Annotated in this window: 25 protein-coding genes; 12 read left to right on the forward strand and 13 right to left on the reverse strand. The window is 31.6% G+C overall.

Translation table 11 applies throughout. The features are described from left to right. Positions 1-111: 111 nt before the first annotated feature. The 7 genes from VP395_RS04090 to VP395_RS04120 all read right to left on the reverse strand — a co-directional run bounded on the left by VP395_RS04090 (position 112) and on the right by VP395_RS04120 (position 6588). Positions 112-1176 (reverse strand): endonuclease/exonuclease/phosphatase family protein, encoded by a 1065-nt coding sequence (locus VP395_RS04090; RefSeq protein ID WP_346240451.1) that lies wholly within the window; start codon positions 1174-1176, stop codon positions 112-114. After that, positions 1142-2002 (reverse strand): rhomboid family intramembrane serine protease, encoded by an 861-nt coding sequence (locus tag VP395_RS04095; protein WP_346240452.1) that lies wholly within the window; start codon positions 2000-2002, stop codon positions 1142-1144. The genes VP395_RS04090 and VP395_RS04095 overlap by 35 nt, the downstream gene beginning before the upstream one ends. Further along, positions 2002-2790: a rhomboid family intramembrane serine protease gene (locus VP395_RS04100; protein WP_346240453.1), complete on the reverse strand. Its 789-nt coding sequence runs from the start codon at positions 2788-2790 to the stop codon at positions 2002-2004. Before VP395_RS04100 ends, VP395_RS04095 begins: the two co-directional genes overlap by 1 nt. Positions 2791-2793: 3 nt before the next feature. Beyond that, positions 2794-4644, reverse strand: a complete 1851-nt coding sequence (gene mutL / locus VP395_RS04105; RefSeq protein WP_346240455.1) for a DNA mismatch repair endonuclease MutL — start codon at positions 4642-4644, stop codon at positions 2794-2796. 3 nt (positions 4645-4647) lie between these two features. Beyond that, positions 4648-4935, reverse strand: a complete 288-nt coding sequence (locus tag VP395_RS04110; protein ID WP_346240456.1) for a riboflavin synthase subunit beta — start codon at positions 4933-4935, stop codon at positions 4648-4650. A 395-nt stretch (positions 4936-5330) separates the two neighbouring features. Then, entirely contained in the window at positions 5331-5816 is a 486-nt protein-coding gene (gene ribH, locus VP395_RS04115; RefSeq protein ID WP_346240457.1) for a 6,7-dimethyl-8-ribityllumazine synthase, read from the reverse strand. Position 5817: 1 nt separating this feature from the next. Beyond that, positions 5818-6588: a tetratricopeptide repeat protein gene (locus VP395_RS04120; protein ID WP_346240458.1), complete on the reverse strand. Its 771-nt coding sequence runs from the start codon at positions 6586-6588 to the stop codon at positions 5818-5820. Between the two features lie 140 nt (positions 6589-6728). On the opposite strand from VP395_RS04120, the gene recF reads away from it, so the two are divergent. The 6 genes from recF to VP395_RS04150 all read left to right on the forward strand — a co-directional run bounded on the left by recF (position 6729) and on the right by VP395_RS04150 (position 9727). Beyond that, positions 6729-7808, forward strand: coding sequence for a DNA replication/repair protein RecF (gene recF, locus VP395_RS04125; protein WP_346240459.1), 1080 nt, complete (start codon positions 6729-6731; stop codon positions 7806-7808). 94 nt (positions 7809-7902) lie between these two features. Beyond that, complete coding sequence (locus VP395_RS04130; RefSeq protein ID WP_346240460.1) at positions 7903-8454, forward strand: hypothetical protein; 552 nt, start codon at positions 7903-7905, stop codon at positions 8452-8454. 4 nt (positions 8455-8458) lie between these two features. Continuing rightward, the gene (locus VP395_RS04135) at positions 8459-8755 is read left to right on the forward strand and encodes a DciA family protein (protein WP_346240461.1); all 297 of its coding nucleotides are present in this window, start codon (positions 8459-8461) and stop codon (positions 8753-8755) included. A gap of 98 nt (positions 8756-8853) precedes the next feature. Continuing rightward, complete coding sequence (locus VP395_RS04140; RefSeq protein WP_034044451.1) at positions 8854-9045, forward strand: cold-shock protein; 192 nt, start codon at positions 8854-8856, stop codon at positions 9043-9045. Between the two features lie 156 nt (positions 9046-9201). Then, on the forward strand, positions 9202-9393 hold the full coding sequence (locus VP395_RS04145; RefSeq protein ID WP_346240462.1) for a cold-shock protein: 192 nt from the start codon (positions 9202-9204) through the stop codon (positions 9391-9393). Between the two features lie 142 nt (positions 9394-9535). Then, positions 9536-9727 (forward strand): cold-shock protein, encoded by a 192-nt coding sequence (locus VP395_RS04150; RefSeq protein ID WP_117175436.1) that lies wholly within the window; start codon positions 9536-9538, stop codon positions 9725-9727. 183 nt (positions 9728-9910) lie between these two features. Here VP395_RS04150 and VP395_RS04155 read toward each other — a convergent pair whose 3' ends face one another. Continuing rightward, positions 9911-10330 carry a nucleoside-diphosphate kinase gene (locus VP395_RS04155; protein ID WP_346240463.1) on the reverse strand — a complete coding sequence of 140 codons (420 nt, stop codon included), beginning with the start codon at positions 10328-10330 and terminating at the stop codon, positions 9911-9913. Positions 10331-10508: 178 nt separating this feature from the next. Between VP395_RS04155 and VP395_RS04160 the strand changes: the two genes are divergently transcribed. From VP395_RS04160 to VP395_RS04180, 5 genes are read left to right on the forward strand one after another with little or no spacing between them, the layout of a single operon-like run. Continuing rightward, entirely contained in the window at positions 10509-11528 is a 1020-nt protein-coding gene (locus VP395_RS04160; RefSeq protein ID WP_346240464.1) for a DHH family phosphoesterase, read from the forward strand. Beyond that, entirely contained in the window at positions 11521-12069 is a 549-nt protein-coding gene (gene gldI / locus VP395_RS04165; protein WP_346240465.1) for a gliding motility-associated peptidyl-prolyl isomerase GldI, read from the forward strand. Before VP395_RS04160 ends, gldI begins: the two co-directional genes overlap by 8 nt. Before the next feature lie 2 nt (positions 12070-12071). Next, positions 12072-13199 carry a peptidylprolyl isomerase gene (locus VP395_RS04170; protein WP_346240466.1) on the forward strand — a complete coding sequence of 376 codons (1128 nt, stop codon included), beginning with the start codon at positions 12072-12074 and terminating at the stop codon, positions 13197-13199. A gap of 43 nt (positions 13200-13242) precedes the next feature. Further along, positions 13243-14172: a prolipoprotein diacylglyceryl transferase gene (lgt, locus tag VP395_RS04175; protein ID WP_346240467.1), complete on the forward strand. Its 930-nt coding sequence runs from the start codon at positions 13243-13245 to the stop codon at positions 14170-14172. 1 nt (position 14173) lies between these two features. Then, positions 14174-14650 (forward strand): DUF192 domain-containing protein, encoded by a 477-nt coding sequence (locus VP395_RS04180; protein WP_346240468.1) that lies wholly within the window; start codon positions 14174-14176, stop codon positions 14648-14650. A gap of 34 nt (positions 14651-14684) precedes the next feature. Here VP395_RS04180 and VP395_RS04185 read toward each other — a convergent pair whose 3' ends face one another. Then, positions 14685-15365 (reverse strand): uracil-DNA glycosylase family protein, encoded by a 681-nt coding sequence (locus VP395_RS04185; protein WP_346240469.1) that lies wholly within the window; start codon positions 15363-15365, stop codon positions 14685-14687. A gap of 60 nt (positions 15366-15425) precedes the next feature. Between VP395_RS04185 and VP395_RS04190 the strand changes: the two genes are divergently transcribed. Continuing rightward, positions 15426-15560, forward strand: coding sequence for a 30S ribosomal protein THX (locus VP395_RS04190; RefSeq protein WP_346240470.1), 135 nt, complete (start codon positions 15426-15428; stop codon positions 15558-15560). 3 nt (positions 15561-15563) lie between these two features. Here VP395_RS04190 and VP395_RS04195 read toward each other — a convergent pair whose 3' ends face one another. The 4 genes from VP395_RS04195 to VP395_RS04210 form a co-directional block, all read right to left on the reverse strand. After that, positions 15564-16202: a hypothetical protein gene (locus VP395_RS04195; protein WP_346240471.1), complete on the reverse strand. Its 639-nt coding sequence runs from the start codon at positions 16200-16202 to the stop codon at positions 15564-15566. Between the two features lie 94 nt (positions 16203-16296). Beyond that, positions 16297-17055 (reverse strand): peroxide stress protein YaaA, encoded by a 759-nt coding sequence (gene yaaA, locus VP395_RS04200; protein ID WP_346240472.1) that lies wholly within the window; start codon positions 17053-17055, stop codon positions 16297-16299. A gap of 191 nt (positions 17056-17246) precedes the next feature. Beyond that, entirely contained in the window at positions 17247-17696 is a 450-nt protein-coding gene (locus VP395_RS04205) for a GNAT family N-acetyltransferase (RefSeq protein ID WP_346240474.1), read from the reverse strand. 18 nt (positions 17697-17714) lie between these two features. Continuing rightward, positions 17715-19010, reverse strand: a complete 1296-nt coding sequence (locus VP395_RS04210; RefSeq protein WP_346240475.1) for a phosphoribosylamine--glycine ligase — start codon at positions 19008-19010, stop codon at positions 17715-17717. Positions 19011-19222 lie beyond the last annotated feature (212 nt).

Raw genomic sequence — 19222 nt, forward strand, 5'->3', positions numbered from 1 at the left:
TTTTCAAAATTGTAAAGCTTCAAAGTTGCAAAGTTTTGAATTAAAATAGATTAACGAGCAACGATTTTTGATTTCTGAATAAAAACTGTGACTGAATACTGAGACTGTAAACTATTCTCCATCCAAACTCAAAGTTGCCATAAGCGGATAATGGTCGGAATAATGCTGATTATAAGATTTGAAACCATTTACCGAAAATGCTTTATCGGAAAAAATATAGTCAATCCTTACTGGGAAAAATTTAAACTCATACGTGCGACCAAAACCATTTCCAGCCTCTTTAAACGTGTCGTTTAAATCGCCTTTAATTTTTCTATACACGTACGAATAAGCGGTATTATTAAAGTCGCCACAAACAATAGTTTTAAAATGGCATTGTTTCTTATGCTCTAAAAATATCTCCGATTGGAATTGTTGCCGTTTGAATGTGTTTTCAACCTGTTTAAAAATACGGGAGGTACTTTCTTGCTTCAGCTTTTCTACATCGGTATCGATTTTCAACGATTGCAGATGAAGATTATAAACCCTAATGGTATCTTTTCCTTTTACAACATCGGCAAAAATAGCATTGTTGTAAGTGTTTGGAAACTCTAAAGAACCTGAATTTATAATAGGAAACTTTGAAAAAATGGCTTGACCGGTAAGTATTTTTTTTCCTGATACTTTTTCAAACTTATACTTATAAAAAGAAAAATTAGCATCTGGATTTGGGCGATAATCTTGAACACACAAAATATCTGGAGCTTCGGTTTTAACGAAATCGACTATTTTGGTTTCTATATTTTTTTCAGGAATCCAATCGTACAGATTAAACAGTCGTACATTGAAATTCATCACTTTTATATTGTTTGGGTTTTCAACTTTTTTTGATGCTGAAAACTTATATAGAGAGCCAAAAACCATCTGCCCAATTACAAGCACTACCAACGATATGAAGAGTTGTTTTCTAATTCCAATCAACCAATACAAGAAAAACAACACATTGCATAAAATCAAAAACGGCACTCCCAAGCTAAGTACCGATAACACAGAAAATGCACGTGGTGATAAAAAAGGTAAGGCATAAGCTAGTAATAGAACGATAGCAACCAAAATATTGATGACGTAGATGATTTTATTTATGGTGCTTAATTTTTTCATGCTACTTCCCTGCCCTAAATAAAAATTCTTTTTCATCTGCAGTTAAACTATCGTAACCGCTTTTGCTTATTTTGTCTAAAATAACATCAATTTTCTTTTGATTATTTAACTCGTTAAAATCGGCTTTAGTATATCCGCCCACCTTACTTTTATTTTTATGAACCGTTTTTAAGGGCCCTTTTTTTGAAAATTTAAACATATTGACAACTAAATCCATTAAACGTTCAAACCCTTTTCCTATATCATCCCCTTTCAACAATTGTTTTGCGTAAAAATAGCCCAATAATGCCCCTCCTAAATGAGCTAAATTCCCTCCTGCATTCCCTATTTCTGGGTTACTAATTCCTGTAAAAACACCAAAAACATCTAAAACTACAATGGCTAAACCAACATACCAAAGTTTAATATTAAAAACAAAAAAACGAACTTCTTGATTGGGCATATAAGCGCAAAGAAAAATTAACAAGGCCCTTACCGCTGCAGATGCACCAACCAAATTAGAATTAGCACCAAATACGGTTGGGAACAAGGTGTAGCAGAACATAAACAACAATCCGCCAGAAATGGCTCCAAGAAAGTAGATATTTAAAGCCATTTTAGCGCTAAATAAATTTAAAAACATTCGCCCTATAACATACAACCAAAGCATGTTAAAAAGGATATGAAAAAAATCGTAATGCACAAAAGCATACGTAATAAGTGCCCAAGGCTTTGCTATAAAACTACCTAAACTACTTGGCAACTCAAACCAGTTCAATTTTAAAAAAAATGCTAGAATGTATACAACTAAGTTAACAGCTATAATTTTTTCTAAAACATTAAGATGAGATAGTTTATACTTTATGTTGTTACTTAAACTCATTAATACCAACGGTTTTGGTTAAACTGATTTTTTTTCCAATACCAAGCCATTATAAAACCTATGAAAGCTCCTCCAATATGCGCAAAATGACCAACATTAAAACCAAACATAGAGTTTCCTCCAGAAATCCCTGAATAAATTTCATAACCCAAAAGTAATGGAATGAAATATTTAGCTTTTATAGGAATTGGCAAAAAAATTAACATTAACTCACTGTTAGGGAACATCATTCCAAATGCAACTAAAAGTCCCATCACACAACCAGAGGCACCTAAACTTGGAGATAAAAATATTTCTGCTATTTTTGAAACATTATCATCACCAACAATATTTGCCCATCTTGTATCAATCTTTCCTTCATTCAATAAGGATATTATACTGTTTTTACTAAAACCATTTTCTACTAAAGATTTAACAATTGAATCAAAATTTATATAATCAATTATAAAAGGTAATAAAACAGCCCCTATTCCACATGAAAAGTAAAAAAACAAGAACTTATTCCTACCCCATATTTGTTCTAAAGGACTTCCAAACATCCAAAGACCGAGCATATTAAATAAAATATGCAAAGGGAAAATAGTTGGTCCACTACCATAATCCACATACGAAGCGTGCATAAACATGTGCGTGATAACTTGCCAAGGTTTAAATTCATCATTAATAGGAAAATGCATTGCAAATAAATCACCAAAAACATTCCCAAATTGCCCAATTGTTAATGTCCCAATCCAAAAAACAATATTAATGATTATTAAATGCTTAACGGTTTCAGAAATTCGCATCATATTTTATATAAATTTTTTATCTAATTCGTCTACACTAATAGTTACAAATGTTGTTCGGTTAGTAGGTGATACATTGGGTTCTTTACACGCAAATAGTTTGTTCACCAAATGTTCTTGTTCATCTTTTTGTAACGATTGTCCTCTTTTAATGGCTAAACTTTTCGCCATCGATTTTGCTAATAAATCAGTAGCACTAAAATGAGTATCGGGTACTTCATTTTCAACATCGCCAATTAATTGTTCTAAAATAATGGATACTTCGCTTTCCGGAACCGACACAGGTACACCGGAAATTTCAATAGCTTCATTCGTTACGTTTGAAAACACAAAACCTGTATGTTCTAAATCTTCTTTTAATTGGCTAATAATTTTAATTTCCTGTGAAGAAAAATGCAATTCCAACGGAAATAACAATTGCTGGCTCGTCCCTACTTTAATGGTTAAATTATTGAGAAAATCTTCATACAAAATACGTTGATGTGCCCGATGCTGGTCAATAACCAACATACCCGATTTTATAGTACTTACAATATATTTATTATGAAGTTGGTACGTCGTTTTTGCTTGTTCAATTTTATTTTCGTCATTAAACGCCGATATAGTAGTTTCTTCACTTTCAAAATGAACTTCGCTAAAATCGTGGTCAGTTTTGGTGCTTTTAGATTCCAAACCCACATACAAACTATCCCAATTATTAACGGTTTGCTTTTTAAAAGCGGTGGTTTGCTTTCCTGATGTATAATTCTCCTTAAACGGATTGAAACTTCTATCTACCTCAATAACTGGCGTATTAGTTTCTTTATTACTGAAATTGTAAGGAGTATCTAAATTAGAATCGCGCTCAAAATCAAGCACGGGTGCAATATTAAACTGCCCCAAACTATGTTTTACCGCCGATCGTAATAAGGCATAAAGTGTATGCTCGTCATCAAACTTTATCTCTGTTTTTGTAGGATGAATATTAATATCAATAGTTTGCGGATTGACCGTTAAATTTAAAAAATAACTAGGATGGTTACCGCTTTTAAGCAAGCCTTCGAACGCCGATGCAATGGCGTGATTTAAATATGGACTTTTAATAAACCGATCGTTCACAAAAAAATACTGCTCACCTCTGGTTTTTTTTGCGTATTCTGGTTTTCCAACAAAACCTGAGATTTTCAAAACTTCAGTTTCTTCTTCAACAGGCACTAATTTCTCATTTGTTTTGTTTCCAAAAATATTAACAATACGCTGTCTGTAATTGCTAAAAGGCAGATTAAATGTTTCGCTGCCATTGTTATACAGAGCAAAACTAATAGTTGGATGTGCCAATGCCACCCGGTGAAACTCATCAAAAACATGACGTAACTCTACTGTATTCGATTTTAAAAAATTACGTCGTGCCGGAATATTAAAAAACAGGTTTTTTACAGAAATTGAAGTGCCTTTTGGCGTTACCACTACCTCTTGAGAAACAATATTACTGCCTTCAATAACAATACTATTGCCAACTTCATCTTGCTCTTGCTTCGTTTTTAATTCTACATGAGCAATAGCGGCAATACTTGCCAAGGCTTCCCCTCGAAACCCTTTGGTATTTAAGTGAAATAAATCGTCCGCAGTACGAATTTTAGAAGTTGCATGGCGTTCAAAACTCAATCGTGCATCGGTGGTACTCATACCTTTACCATTATCAATAACTTGAACGAGTGTTTTACCAGCATCTTTTATAATAAGCTTGATAATTGTAGCGTCTGCATCTATGGCATTCTCCAATAGCTCTTTAACAACCGAAGCAGGACGTTGTACAACTTCTCCAGCAGCTATTTGGTTGGCTACGTGATCTGGTAATAGCTGTATAATGTCTGCCATGTATTATTTAGAAAAGAATATAGATAAATCAAATTCGATGATTAGTAAAAATATAAAAACCAGCACCGCTATAATAATTAAAATACGCCTATCAGCTTTTTTATCTGGGTTGTTTTTTAGATCGTCTAAAGCGTTATTTAGTTTTGTTTTAAAACCTACATTTCCTCCAACGGTTTTTCTATGCTCGTCAAATTTATGTTTAATTTCAAACGGATTGCCTTCACCTTTATCGTCAAAATAACGTGGTGTGTAGCTAAATTTTTTGTTTTTTCGCGTTTTAAAAATTCCCATAATTTCTAAGTTTTTGGTTACATGTATTTCTTTTCTAACAAATACATGCAAATCAATAATAATACCAAAACTATGATGAGTGTTCGTATTGGCATAGCGCCTTTTACTTTTCGGCTTGTTTCACTGTTACGTTTCCACTTAGAAACAAAGTCTATCTTCTTAGAGTCATCTAAGTTACTATCTGATCTCTTTTCTTTTGAAAAAAAGGATTGGTAATTAAAGGTTTTATGTTTGTGCGGTTTCAACAAAGTGAATACGTTCTTATACCTCAAAAATACTTAAAAATAGGCAGAAACCGAAGATTGAAAAGCTAAAAAATTCCAAAAAAACAAATTCAAATTCCATACCGTATAACAATACTTTATTGGAATTTGAATTTTAAAATTGTTTTTTTACTAACTGTTTTTACGCAGTTCAGCCATTTTAATTGCAGCAATAGCGGCTTCTGTACCTTTGTTCCCATGTATACCTCCCGAACGGTCTATGGATTGTTGCATGGTATTATCGGTAAGTACACAGAAAATCACAGGTGTTTCGTGCAATACATTTAGGTCTTTAATACCTTGAGTGACACCTTCGCAAACAAAATCGAAATGTTTGGTTTCACCTTGAATAACACAACCAATAGCAATAACGGCATTTACCATTTGCTGTTGCATTTTTTTACTTCCGTAGATAAGCTCGAAACTCCCAGGAACATCCCAACGGATAATATTACCAGGCAACGCACCGTTTTCTATAAGTGCGTCATAAGCACCTTTGTATAAACCTTCTGTTATGGTATCGTTCCATTCTGAAACAACAATCCCAAACCGAAACTTGTTCGCATTTGGGATTGTTGTTTTATCGTAATCTGATAAATTTTTGTTTGCCGTAGCCATATTATTTATTTGCCAATACCTGAGCTTTCCCTATAAACACGTCTATGGTTCCCGCTTCAGACGAATTTGGAAACTCATCTTTAATTCTATTAAAATAAGTAAGTGCTTTATCGGCTTTACCTAAATCTAAAGCAATAGCACCTGCTTTATACAAATACATGGGTGTTGTGTATTCATTATTACGTAATTCTACAGCCTGCTCATAATAATCCAAAGCATCTTCAGATTGATTTAACTGTGCAAATGCATCACCTATGTTTCCTTTAGCTAAAGGTGCCAATATTTCATCCTCACTTTTAAAATTACTTAAATGTTCAATGGCTTTTTTATAATCCTTTAAATGCAAATAAGCAGTTCCTGCATAATAATTGGCTAAGTTAGCAGATGGTGTTCCACCATGCTCTTCAATTATATCCAACATACCAAATTTACCTTCACCACCTTTTAAAGCCAAGGTGTAAAGTGAATCTTTGGCAGTACCGTTTACAGCATCATTAAAGTATTTTTGAGCTTGAAACATATCGTTCATCGCTGTTACTTGCTTTGGTTTAGATACAAACTCGTTGTAACCTAAATAGCCTAAAACAACTACAGCAACAATACCTATTATAATAAAAATGTATTTTTGATTCTTTGCAACAAAATCCTCTGTTTTAGATGCAGATTCATCAAGTGTATTAAAAACTTCGGCCGTAGTAGAATGTTGCTCTACTTCCTCTACCTTTTCTTCTTTTGTTTTAGGTTTGTATCCTCTTTTATTATAAGTTGCCATGTATGTGGTCTAAAATTAATGCGCCGCAAAAATATAATTTTTCTTCAGAACTAAAAGGGTATTTATTTGATATTTTTCAATAATTTGCACATCCTTTTAAAGAGTTGCATCTTCTGTGTACCGTTTAAGTTAACTTTTTTATGATTTTAAAATCACTTTCATTACTCAATTATAAGAATTTCGATAGTAAGTCGTTCATTTTCAGCGAAAAAATAAATTGTATTGTTGGTAATAATGGTATTGGAAAAACAAATGTTTTGGATGCTATTTATCATTTATCCTTTGGAAAAAGTTATTTTAACCCAGTTGCTACTCAAAATATAAAGCACGATGAAGATTTTTTTGTAATTAATGGCGATTACGAAAAAGACAGTAAAACCGAAAAAGTAGTTATTAGCTTAAAACGCGGACAAACCAAAGTGATTAAGCGCAATGGCAAACCTTATGAAAAATTCAGTGAACACATAGGCTTTTTGCCGCTAGTTATTATTTCGCCAGCCGATAGGGATTTAATTATTGAAGGCAGCGATACCCGCCGAAAATTTATAGACAGTGTTATTTCGCAAAGCGACAAAACTTACTTAAGCAACCTAATTAGTTATAATAAAATACTAGCACAACGTAACGCGCTTTTAAAGTATTTCGCTCTAAACCATACCTTTAACAAAGACACATTAGATGTTTACAATACACAATTAAACGACTTTGGAACGGTTATTTTTGAAAAACGAGATGCTTTTTTAAAAACATTTATTCCCATTTTTAAAGCACGTTATGAAGCGATTAGCAATGGCAACGAAGCTGTTGAACTAAACTACCATAGCGATTTGTTTGAAGATAATTTAACCACGCTGTTACAAAAAAATATTAATAAAGATAAAACCTTACAATATACAAGTGTGGGCATCCATAAAGATGATTTACATTTTAATATAGAGGGGCATCCTATTAAAAAGTTTGGAAGTCAAGGACAACAAAAATCGTTTTTAATAGCTTTAAAATTGGCGCAATTCGATTTTATAAAAGCACAAAGCAATGTGAATCCCATCCTTCTACTTGATGATATTTTTGATAAATTAGATGAAAATAGAGTGGCTCAAATAATTAAATTAGTTGACAATGAAGATTTCGGACAGCTTTTTATAAGCGACACCCATGCAGAACGAACGGAAAATGCTGTGAAACAAGTACATCAGTCTTATGAGATTTTTAAGCTATAATGAGTTTCACGCTCTTTTGGTGAATAAAATAATCTATTTATAAAAAATAATCGTTTAATTAAAGACCAATAATTTAAATTTTAAAACCATAATCATGAAGCTTTTGATACTTCTGCTATTAATATCTTTTAATATATATATCACTAAATCATTTGGACAAAACATACCTGATAACGATTCAATTTCTAAGCAAGAATCAATCAAAGAAAGTGTCAGGTTTGAAAATCAACCATTAATGATATTTGATGATAAAATCATAAAATCTTCTAAAGAATTAAATTCCATCGACCCGAATACAATTCAAGAATTAACAGTTTACAAAACTGATCTTGATGAATTTATTAGTAAATATGGAGAAAAAGCCAAAAATGGCATTATTTTTATTTGTTCAAAACATTATGTTGCCAATAGATGGTTCAACGAATTATCTGTTTATAGCAAAAAATTAAAATCTTTAATATTAAAAAATAACATAGAATATACCAATTTTAAAATCTACTTAAATGATGAACTTTTGAAACTGGATTTTTTTGACAAACTAGACGATCAGTTAGAAAATCAAACAATTAAAAAAGTAAATCTCAAAAATTTCAAAAAAGATTCTAATAGCGGAATAATTATCATTAAAACTAAGAATAAGAATTAGTAATATGGCAAAACGCAACAACGAACATATAAGCATCTCGGACGCATTAAAAGAATTTGTTGAAACCAATAAACTGGAAAAAGGCTTAAACAAAGTAAATGTAGCCGATGCTTGGGCAAACCTTATGGGCAATGGCGTTAACAACTACACCACCGCTGTAAATTTAGAACGCGACACGCTTTATGTACAACTTAACTCGAGTGTTTTACGAGAAGAATTAAGTTACGGAAAGGAAAAAATAATAACCATGCTTAATGAAGAATTGGGAAAAGAAATTATTAAAAAATTGATTCTAAGATAATTACATATTTAAACATAAAGTAAAAAAAACACAAAAAACCATCGATGTGTAAAAAATTATACTACCTTTGTCCCTTAAATTTTTATAAATAAATTACAATGAGTAAAGGTACCGTAAAATTCTTCAATGATTCTAAAGGTTTTGGATTCATCACTGAAGATGACAACAACAAAGAACATTTCGTACACATTTCAGGACTTATCGATGAAATTCGTGAAGGTGATGCAGTTGAATTCGATCTACAAGAAGGTAGAAAAGGATTAAACGCCGTAAACGTAAAAGTAATCTAATACATATACTTTAACAATTACATTAAAAGTCTATCAATCAATTTGATAGACTTTTTTGTTGGATTTAACTTTAAAAATCAAAATAAACGTAAAATACATGATTTGCTATGATATTTAGCGGTACTTTTGAAGTAATTAATATTTAATATTTATAACATGAGTAAAGGTAACGTAAAATTCTTCAATGATTCTAAAGGTTTTGGATTCATCACTGAAGATGACAACAACAAAGAACATTTCGTACACATTTCAGGACTTATCGATGAAATTCGTGAAGGTGATGCAGTTGAATTCGATCTACAAGAAGGTAGAAAAGGATTAAACGCCGTAAACGTAAAAGTAATCTAATACATATACTTTAACAATTACATTAAAAGTCTATCAATCATTTTGATAGACTTTTTTGTTTTTATTAACTTTCTAAGAAAAACATTTTTTTTTTAATAATTTTTTACATTACATTTATACTATTAATTTAATAATTTAAAGTATGAGTAAAGGAACAGTAAAATTTTTCAACGATGCCAAAGGATTTGGTTTTATAGTTGAAGACGGTTCGAAAAAAGAGCATTTTGTTCACATTTCAGGTTTAATTGACGAAGTTCGTGAAGGCGACGAAGTTGAATTTGAACTAAAAGAAGGCAAAAAAGGATTAAACGCAGTAAATGTAAAAGTAATTTAATTGAGAAAAACACCTTGATATTCTATCTCAAGGATCCCAATAAAATTGTCATTCCCATGAAAATGGGCAACCAAATAAAAAATTTAAAACATTTTTTATTTCTACTATTTAATTTTTTTTTAAAGACACAAAAAATCCCGCAACATGGTTACGGGATTTTCTATTTATAAAGTTTATGAAGCTTTAAAACATCTCTCTTCCAGAAAAATGAAAAGCACTTTCAATAGCAGCATTTTCACCACTATCACTTCCATGAACCGCATTTTCACTTATAGAATCTGCAAATAATTTTCTAATAGTACCATCGGCAGCATCAGCAGGGTTTGTAGCACCAATTAAGGTTCTAAAATCTTCAACCGCATTATCCTTTTCTAAAATGGCTGCTACTATTGGACCACGTGTCATATATTCAACTAAATCTACAAAAAACGGACGCTCGTTATGTATCGCGTAAAAAGTTTGAGCGTCTTTAGTGGTCATTTGTGTTAATTTCATTGCAACAATTCTAAATCCTGAAGCTGAAATTTTCTCTAATATTGCTCCAATATGCCCTTTTTCTACAGCATCTGGTTTTAGCATTGTAAATGTTCTATTTGTTGCCATTGTCTTATTTTGATTTTATTCAGTTATAATAATTTGATAAATAGATTTTCATGAAATATTAAAAAATAACTTTTCAGAAAACAAACTAACAAACCTCTAGTAATTTTGCTGCAAAAGTAAGGTATTTATCAATAAAAACAAGTCTGTCAATTTTAAAAAAATTGTATCTTCGTCCTCTATGAATAAACAAGATATCTCGAATATTAAACAGTTATTATCAAACCCTAAAAAAATAGTAATTGTACCTCATAAAAACCCCGATGGTGATGCTATTGGTTCTACTTTAGGACTCTACCATTATCTTATAAAAAACAATCACCAAGTGCAAATTATAACTCCTAATGATTATCCTAGCTTTTTAAAATGGATTCCAGGGGAACAACATATATTAAAACACGATTCTCAAACAAAAGCCTGCGATCATTTAATTAATGAGGCAGATATTATTTTTACCCTAGATTTTAATGCGTTACACAGAGCAGGAAATATGGAATCTGTTTTAGCTGCTAGTAAAGCCATTAAAATAATGATTGACCACCACCAATCACCAGACGATTATGCAACATACATTTTTAGCGACGTAAGCATGAGCTCTACTTGTGAAATGGTGTACCATTTTATTGGTATGTTGGATGATTCAAATGGTATCGACTTCAACATTGCTACCTGTTTATACGTAGGCATTATGACAGATACTGGTTCGTTTAGATTTCCTTCAACTAGCAGTAAAACCCATAGGATTATAGCCGATTTAATTGATAAAGGTGCTAATGGTTCTGAAATTCACAATAACATTTATAATACCAATAGCTACAAAAGTTTGCAACTATTGGGCTGTGCTTTAACAAATTTAAAAGTCATTCCAGAATCTAGAACTGCATACATAACACTTTCTCAAGAAGAGCTAAACCGATACGATTACAAAAAAGGCGATACGGAAGGCGTTGTAAATTATGGTTTATCATTAGAAAATATAGTTTTAGCAGCTATTTTTATAGAAGACAAACAAGAAGGCATAATAAAAATATCATTGCGTTCAAAAGGCTCCTTTTCGGTAAACGAAATGTCTAGAGCACATTTTGAAGGTGGCGGTCATATAAATGCTGCTGGTGGAAAGAGCCATTTATCTTTAAAAGATACCGTTGAAAAATTTATTAGTATATTGCCTAGTTATAATAAAGCCCTAAACAATGAATAAACTATATTTAATAATTGTTATTTTACTAGCTTTTATTAGCTGTAAACAACCCGAAGCCAGACGTCCTGTCTCGGTGAGTTCTGGTTCTTTTATTAACGCTTCAGTAGAGCGAAATAAAAAACTATATGCCCAAGAACAATCTCAAATTCAAAAAATAATGAAGCTACACAAAGAGAATAATTATATAGCTTCAGAAAGTGGGTTTTGGTACTACTACAATACTAAAGTTGAAATTGATTCTTTAGAAACTCCTAAGTTTGGAGACATCGTAAACTACAATTACAATGTAAAATCACTAAATGGGGGTTTAATATATTCTAAAGAAGCCCTTAAAACCCAAAACTATGTTATGGATAGAGAAGAGCTATTTACAGGACTTCGGGAAGGTTTAAAACTTTTAAAAACGGGAGAAACGGCTACCTTTTTATTTCCATCTCAAAAAGCATATGGTTATTATGGCGACGAAAATAAGATAGGAAGCAACATGCCTTTAATTTGTGAAGTTACCATAAACTCTATTACCCAAAATCAAACAAATTAGTAATGACCCCATTCAAAAATTCTTTTAAAGTCTTATTTATTACATTATTAATAGCCATTACATCTTGCAAAGCTCAATATCCAGACCTTGAAGATGGTATCTATGCAGAGTTTATTACCTCAAAAGGCACTATGGTTGCTAAATTAGCATTTAATAAAACTCCAATTACCGTTGCCAATTTTGTATCGCTAGCCGAAGGCACCAATACGATGGTGGATAGTGCTTATAAAGGAAAAAAGTTTTATAATGGCACCATTTTTCATCGTGTTATTGATAGTTTTATGATCCAAGGTGGAGACCCAACTGGTACTGGTTCGGGAAGTCCAGGTTATAAATTTTTAGATGAATTTCACCCCGATTTAAAACATGACAAACCAGGCATTTTGTCTATGGCAAATTCGGGACCCAAAACCAATGGGAGTCAGTTTTTTATAACAGAAATCCCAAAACCACATCTAGATAATCGTCATTCGGTTTTTGGCGAACTTATAATTGGTCTAGATATTCAAGATAGCATTTCGAATGCAAAAACAGGACCGGGTAATAAACCTATTGAAGATATTGTTATAAAAGAGCTAAACATTATAAAAAAAGGGGCAGCCGCTAAAAATTTTGATGCACCAAATATTTTTATAGATCATTTTGCTAAAGCTGAAAAACTTGAAAAAGAAAAAATTGCTAAAGCCGAAGCACTTTTAAACGCCACAAAAGCTAAATTTAGTAACCAACAAGAACAGGCTACCACTTTAGCTTCTGGTTTAAAATATACCATTACCGAGAAAGGTACCGGTGAAAATTTAAAAGAAAGCAGTAAAGTTTTAACTAATTATACCTTGTATTTTGAAGATGGAAAAATACTCGACACCAATAAATTAGAAATAGCTGAAACATTTGGCATTGTAAATGACCACCGGAAAGAGGCAAATCAATACCAGCCCATAGTGGCCGATTTAAGCCCTAAAGCACAAATGATTGCGGGCTTTAAAGAAGGCTTGCAACAATTGCGTGTAGGCGACAAAGCAACGCTATTCATTCCTTACCATTTAGGGTATGGAGAAACAGGAAACAGAGCCATCCCTCCAAAAACCAATTTAATTTTTGAAGTAGAAATTTTAGAAATCCAAAAGTAAATTAAAGAAAACATACTAATTAAACACTGAAAATCACAACCTTATGTACCTATTAAAATTTGATTGGAACCCCCTAACAGGTATCGAGATTATTGGAAATTTCAAATTACACTTTTATAGCCTTATGTGGGTGGTTGCTTTTGTTTTTGGATGGTACATTATGAAACGTATTTTCACAAAAGAAAAAGTTTCGTTAGAATATTTAGACCCCTTATTTGTTTATACTGTTTTAGCAACCATGATTGGTGCGCGTTTGGGGCATGTATTATTTTATCAATCGGAGTTAATCTCTGAAGATTTTTTCAGCATTTTCCTGCCTTTTAAATTTAAAGGGGGTTTTGAATTTACAGGATTTCAAGGTCTTGCCAGCCATGGTGCTGCTATTGGCATTATTATTGGCATGTACTTATATCGAAAAAAATACAATTACAAATCGCTACTTTGGATTTTAGACCGTGTAGTTATATCAGTCGCTTCGGGTGCTATTTTTATTAGAATTGGAAACTTTATAAATTCTGAAATTATTGGAAAAACTACCGATTCTTATTTTGGCGTTCGTTTTATTCAAGATGAATATTATAAAAGTCAAATTGTACAATTAACTGGTATTAATGATGTTCAAAAAGCGTATAATGCCGTTACCGATAATCCTCAATTTGCAGAGTTATTAAATGCCGTTCCTTACCGTCATCCTGCACAATTATACGAATCGTTCTGCTATATTTTTGTGTTTTTAATTTTGTGGTATTTCTATTCTAAAACAACAAAAAGAGAACAAACAGGATTTCTTTTCGGTTTGTTTTTAATTCTGTTATGGACCGTTCGTTTCTTTGTAGAATTTGTAAAAGAACCACAAGGTGAAGAATATATTAATTGGTCTGGATTAAATACAGGGCAATGGCTAAGTATTCCATTTATACTTATTGGTTTGTATTTTATGTTTGTTTACAAACCAAAAACCACTGTTAAATAAAATGTTTTTTAAACACGTTATATTAGTTTCTATTGTAGTTTTAAGCACTTTTGCTTGTAAAAAAGACAAAAAAACCATCACACAAACAGATATTTCATTTAAAAAAGAAGGCGAGCTTACTATTTTTAAATTAACCGATTCTACCAAAATAAATTTAGACATTGAAATAGCAGATACCGACTTTGACATTCAAACAGGGTTAATGTATCGAGACTCCATGAAAAAAAACCAAGGGATGCTGTTTGTTTTTGATGATGTAACCAAACGTTATTTCTACATGAAAAACACTAAAATATCTTTAGACATTATTTATATAAATGATACTTTTAAAATTGTAAGTTTTCAGAAAAACGCCAAACCTTTTGATGAAACTTCGTTACCATCAAACGTACCTGCTAAATATGTTTTAGAGGTTAATGCGGGTTTGGTAGATTCTTGGTCGCTTTCAGTTGGAGACAGTATTGATTATAGTAAATAAATATTTTACTTAAAATTTCATTCAACAAAAGTCTTTAAAAAAATTCTTTATACTGCATCACTCTAAAATCGAATGTGCTAAATTGAGAGTTTTTAGCCTTTAATTGTTTATACAATGGCAGCTTACTTATTGAGATATTAGCAGCACCAGAACCCGAAGTTAATGAAACAGTTTTTACGATTCTAGTGGATGTTTTAACACAGCTAAAACTATCTGCTAATTCAAATTGATGAATTCTGGGTACTTCAGAAGAAATAACTTCTAACTTTAATCCAAAGTCCTTAAGATGTTTTCTAAAGAAATATTCCGGTCCATTTTTACTGTTTCCACCAGTAAATAAAAGTGTATCAACGTTTGGATATTTTTTTAAATACCCAAATAAATTTCTAAGTCTTATGTTTTTCATCCCCAAATCAGAGGCATCAATTTTATCACGTTCACAACTTTCAACAATATCACAAACACCAATTTTATGATCTATTAAAAATGATTTACGTTCATCGATTGCTTGTTGAGAGTTGTCATATTTTAAATTGAGATTATGAATTTTATCTATAAACAACCACAGAGAGTTATAGTAACTTCCATAACAAAAATCGACATCTTTTTCTAATAGTTTGCCCATTGAAAAACGCGGTGGCGGCAGTGTACCAACAATTAGCTTAGTAGTATCTGGCTGTATAAATGGTTGATATGGATGTTTATGTTTAAACAACTTTACTTTGATTTTAATATGAATTTTTGTAATTTAAGACTATTAAAAATACGAGAAATTATGGGAAAAGGAGATAAAAAAACAAAACGTGGTAAAATAAACAGAGGCACTTTTGGAGCTAGACGCCCTAGAATAAAAAAGAAACCCTCACTTGAAAGCAAAATTAGTATTGATAAAAAAGCCATTCCAAATTAATGACTATTGATTAAGTTCTGCCAAAAGTTTTTTAACCTCTTGAATAGTACCCTGGTAAATGCGTCTATTAGGACGTGTCATGTTTTGAGATTCAATAATGATTTCTTCTAATATATCTTTAGCATCAGGTGTCTTATCTCTACCTATTAAAAATTTAGCGAGTACTAAACGCTCATTATAAAAAGAATAACGAATATCAATTTTCCTTAAATTTGATTCTGCTTCTTCAAAATCATCTAACTTTTCTAAAGCTAATCCATATAAAAATTGTGCTCTCGATTTTTTAAATTCAAATTGATTTCGAATTTTTTCAGCATATAGAATTACTTTATTATAATCTTCTATATCAAAATAAGCTTCTATTAATTTATTAGTAACGTAAAAATCGTTTTGAGAACTATCCTCTAACGCCTCTAAATAATGCGGTATGGCTTTTTTATATTCCTTAATATCCAATAAAGCATCTGCTAAATTAACTCTGTTTTCGTAAGTCTCAGTAAATTGAAGACGCTGTTCTAAATCTTTAATTTTTTTAGTTGGATTGATAACTGACACGATCTCTTCTTGAATTCTTTCCGCATCCCGTTTATTATAAACTTGGGTTATTAAGTAAATAACACAACCAATAACGGGTAAAAACATGATTAAAAAATACCAATAATATGAATTCCTATATTTATACGCATGGTAAATACAATAACCCTGAAGTAATAAAATTAAATAATACGGCATAAGCTTATCTTATAAAAACCAATTCTGTTTCGGTAGACATTGGTTCGCTAAAATTATAACCCTCATAATTAAACCCTTTAATACCGTCTATAGTTTTTGCATTGGTATCTATAACATATCGTGCCATTAAACCACGTGCCTGTTTAGCAAAGGTCATAATCATTTTATATTCACCGTTTTTAAAATCTTTAAAATTAGCAGTAATTACAGGTACTTTTAACACTTTAACATCGATGGCTTTAAAGTATTCGTTACTTGCTAGGTTTAAAAACAACTCACCATCTTCCAGTTCCTCATTTAAAGCTTTAGCAATAGTTTTTTGCCAAAAGGCATAAAGGTTTTTGCTTTTTCCAACAGGAAATTTAGTGCCCATTTCCAATCGATATGGTTGAATTAAATCTAAAGGTTTTAATAAGCCGTATAAGCCAGAGAGGATGCGTACCGTATGTTGTAGCGTTTCAATTTTTTCTTTCGGAATTGTGTAAGCATCTAAACCTCTATAAACTTCTCCGCTAAAAGCATACATAGCAGGTCTAGCATTATCTTGTGTGAAGGGTAATTGCCACTGTTGGTTACGCTGATAATTTAATTGTCCCAAAGCATCTGAAATACTCATAAGTTTCGATAAACTTTTTGCCGATTTTCTTTTAAGTAATTTATTTAATCGCTCCGACTGGTCTAAAAATTGCGGTTCTGTATGTTGTAATATAGGCAACTTAGTTTCAAAATCGAGCGACTTTGCTGGTGACAATACTAATTTCATGTGTTTATATTATTTGCATTTTATTGGTCACATGTTACTTCCAATATAAATAATTGTTCTCTTTTTGTATCGAGACATCATAATGGAAGTTTCATTATCTCATTTTTTCATTATCTCAAAGTTACAACTACTAAGCAATAATCAAAACTTTGACAACAAGTATTTGTTAATGCTACAATAAGATAAATTAATTATAATAAAGCTTCAAAAACATAAAGCACCTCCTCTACTCCATTATTGTTTAAAGGTTTTATGCGCTCAAATCCATTTTTTACATAAAAGGCATCTAACCTTAAATCTTCAATTGTTAGCCAATAGTTTTGTTTTGGATGCATCGTTTTTAACTCATTCAACCAAAGTGAACCCAAGTTTTGTTGTCTTCTTTCTTTAATAACATAAATAAAACCCAAATACAAGTACCCTTTATGAAGCCATGTATTTGATTCATTTTGAGCATATAACATATCTGGAGGGCAGGTTGAAAACACCAAACCACCGGCAATTATTTGGTTATTTTCTAAAAGCACATAGCATTTGGTAGTTACTTTATAGCTTTCCCAAAAAGGCACAATGCCACTTTGCCAATCTTTGGGCAAAATTTTAAAAAATCCTGAAACTTCTGTACAGAGTTTAAAAGTCATTTTAGCAATAAAATTAAGTTACAACAAACCCCACGACCAAAGTTTATCGGAATCTTCAGTCCAACGGTCGCCTATATCGGTGCGGTAATAGCCGTTGTTAATTATAACATTGTTAATTCTATTATACATCATTTTTTGGGCATCTTTCATAGTATTTCCTGTGCCTGTAACTAAAACAGCAATACCTGTATTACCTGTAATTAACCATTCGTCGTTTACTTTTTTTAAGTGCATGGGGTGTACGCCTTCTTTTCCGTTTTTTTTAAATACCACGACGGCATCTTTAGAAAACAAGTTAAATGTTTTTTTGTCTTCATAAGGAAACGGTGGCACAACAATAAAAGCGCCAACCTGAAATCCTTTTTTAACATTGATTTTGAATTTCTTTTTTTCTGCTAATTTTAAAAACAATTCACCCATAGGCTCGTTAATACCAGCTCGTTGGATAAAAATTTGAGGATAACCAAACCGAGATGTAAACTCTAACGGATAAATGCCATGGCCATTTACAATGCAGTTAATATCAATATGACCTATAAAGTTATGTTTGGCGAGTGTACTTTGAAATTTTAATAAAGTGGTTTCAAAAATAGGCGAATCTTTGGTCCAAAACATACTAGTACCCATTTCTCCCGTAGAAACACCTAATTCTTTAGGAAAGAGTTTTTTATGTTCGAAGGTGATGTTGATAGGATAAATAAATTCGTTACCATTAAAAAAAGCCGCAATGGACACCTCAACACCTTTTACTTTTCTTTGCAATTGAAAGTTACCAAAATCGTTACCCCAAGATTTTTCATAGGCTTTTAAAACCCGAATGGCATCTAAACCTTCATCATCACTACCAACAAACAAGAGTTGTTTGAGTTCTTGGGTTTCGCCACAAGGTTTTATTACATAAGTGTTTGGGTAGGCTTCAATATATTTTATAGCATCACCAAAGGAGGTAAATTCTTTTGATGGTATAACTTTTATTTTGTGTTTTTGCAATTCAGATTGACCAAAATTTCTATCTAACTCTAAATTATCGGTATATTCTGTACCTCCAATTACCAATTTTCCTGAAGCTCTTAATTTGCTGGCTATTTTACCATAACCGGTATAATCAAAAACAATAATATCAGCCCAATCTATGTGCTTTTCCCATTGGGCTACTTTTTTCACAAAACCATAACCTATCTCTTTTGAGGCCTTATCTTCAATGAACATTTTAACATCATGCCCTTCTAATTTAATAGTGTTTATAATATCTAAAGATTCGCCCCAACGCGATACAAAAAGAAAGTTTTTGCTCAAGGGTTGTTGTGTTTTCACAGGAAATAAATATGGTTTGAATGAATGATTTGAAACATTAAAATCTGTATCAAAAATATATAATTAATTACTTTGTTGTATATCCATTTAAAAGTAAATTATTGATTATTTGATGGAACTATATATAATATAATTGAACGGGTTTTGGTTTAAAAATGGAATATGGTTAGGGATTAATGCATTTCGAATATCTGTTGACATGCTTAATCTTT

It is taken from the genome of Mariniflexile soesokkakense, from assembly GCF_039650365.1.
Taxonomy (GTDB): domain Bacteria; phylum Bacteroidota; class Bacteroidia; order Flavobacteriales; family Flavobacteriaceae; genus Mariniflexile; species Mariniflexile soesokkakense.

What these genes read in the sequence shown, in the direction of transcription:
- VP395_RS04205 (WP_346240474.1), bottom strand. Translation starts at nt 17,696, where the DNA reads ATGACTTTTAAACTCTGTACAGAAGTTTCAGGATTTTTTAAAATTTTG.
- VP395_RS04135 (WP_346240461.1), top strand. Translation starts at nt 8,459, where the DNA reads ATGGCAAAACGCAACAACGAACATATAAGCATCTCGGACGCATTAAAA.
- VP395_RS04140 (WP_034044451.1), top strand. Translation starts at nt 8,854, where the DNA reads ATGAGTAAAGGTACCGTAAAATTCTTCAATGATTCTAAAGGTTTTGGA.
- VP395_RS04120 (WP_346240458.1), bottom strand. Translation starts at nt 6,588, where the DNA reads ATGGCAACTTATAATAAAAGAGGATACAAACCTAAAACAAAAGAAGAA.
- VP395_RS04130 (WP_346240460.1), top strand. Translation starts at nt 7,903, where the DNA reads ATGAAGCTTTTGATACTTCTGCTATTAATATCTTTTAATATATATATC.
- VP395_RS04095 (WP_346240452.1), bottom strand. Translation starts at nt 2,002, where the DNA reads ATGAGTTTAAGTAACAACATAAAGTATAAACTATCTCATCTTAATGTT.
- VP395_RS04100 (WP_346240453.1), bottom strand. Translation starts at nt 2,790, where the DNA reads ATGATGCGAATTTCTGAAACCGTTAAGCATTTAATAATCATTAATATT.
- recF (WP_346240459.1), top strand. Translation starts at nt 6,729, where the DNA reads ATGATTTTAAAATCACTTTCATTACTCAATTATAAGAATTTCGATAGT.
- VP395_RS04110 (WP_346240456.1), bottom strand. Translation starts at nt 4,935, where the DNA reads ATGGGAATTTTTAAAACGCGAAAAAACAAAAAATTTAGCTACACACCA.
- VP395_RS04145 (WP_346240462.1), top strand. Translation starts at nt 9,202, where the DNA reads ATGAGTAAAGGTAACGTAAAATTCTTCAATGATTCTAAAGGTTTTGGA.
- VP395_RS04170 (WP_346240466.1), top strand. Translation starts at nt 12,072, where the DNA reads ATGACCCCATTCAAAAATTCTTTTAAAGTCTTATTTATTACATTATTA.
- VP395_RS04155 (WP_346240463.1), bottom strand. Translation starts at nt 10,330, where the DNA reads ATGGCAACAAATAGAACATTTACAATGCTAAAACCAGATGCTGTAGAA.
- VP395_RS04090 (WP_346240451.1), bottom strand. Translation starts at nt 1,176, where the DNA reads ATGAAAAAGAATTTTTATTTAGGGCAGGGAAGTAGCATGAAAAAATTA.
- yaaA (WP_346240472.1), bottom strand. Translation starts at nt 17,055, where the DNA reads ATGAAATTAGTATTGTCACCAGCAAAGTCGCTCGATTTTGAAACTAAG.
- VP395_RS04160 (WP_346240464.1), top strand. Translation starts at nt 10,509, where the DNA reads ATGAATAAACAAGATATCTCGAATATTAAACAGTTATTATCAAACCCT.
- VP395_RS04190 (WP_346240470.1), top strand. Translation starts at nt 15,426, where the DNA reads ATGGGAAAAGGAGATAAAAAAACAAAACGTGGTAAAATAAACAGAGGC.
- mutL (WP_346240455.1), bottom strand. Translation starts at nt 4,644, where the DNA reads ATGGCAGACATTATACAGCTATTACCAGATCACGTAGCCAACCAAATA.
- VP395_RS04150 (WP_117175436.1), top strand. Translation starts at nt 9,536, where the DNA reads ATGAGTAAAGGAACAGTAAAATTTTTCAACGATGCCAAAGGATTTGGT.
- lgt (WP_346240467.1), top strand. Translation starts at nt 13,243, where the DNA reads ATGTACCTATTAAAATTTGATTGGAACCCCCTAACAGGTATCGAGATT.
- ribH (WP_346240457.1), bottom strand. Translation starts at nt 5,816, where the DNA reads ATGGCTACGGCAAACAAAAATTTATCAGATTACGATAAAACAACAATC.
- VP395_RS04180 (WP_346240468.1), top strand. Translation starts at nt 14,174, where the DNA reads ATGTTTTTTAAACACGTTATATTAGTTTCTATTGTAGTTTTAAGCACT.
- VP395_RS04195 (WP_346240471.1), bottom strand. Translation starts at nt 16,202, where the DNA reads ATGTTTTTACCCGTTATTGGTTGTGTTATTTACTTAATAACCCAAGTT.
- gldI (WP_346240465.1), top strand. Translation starts at nt 11,521, where the DNA reads ATGAATAAACTATATTTAATAATTGTTATTTTACTAGCTTTTATTAGC.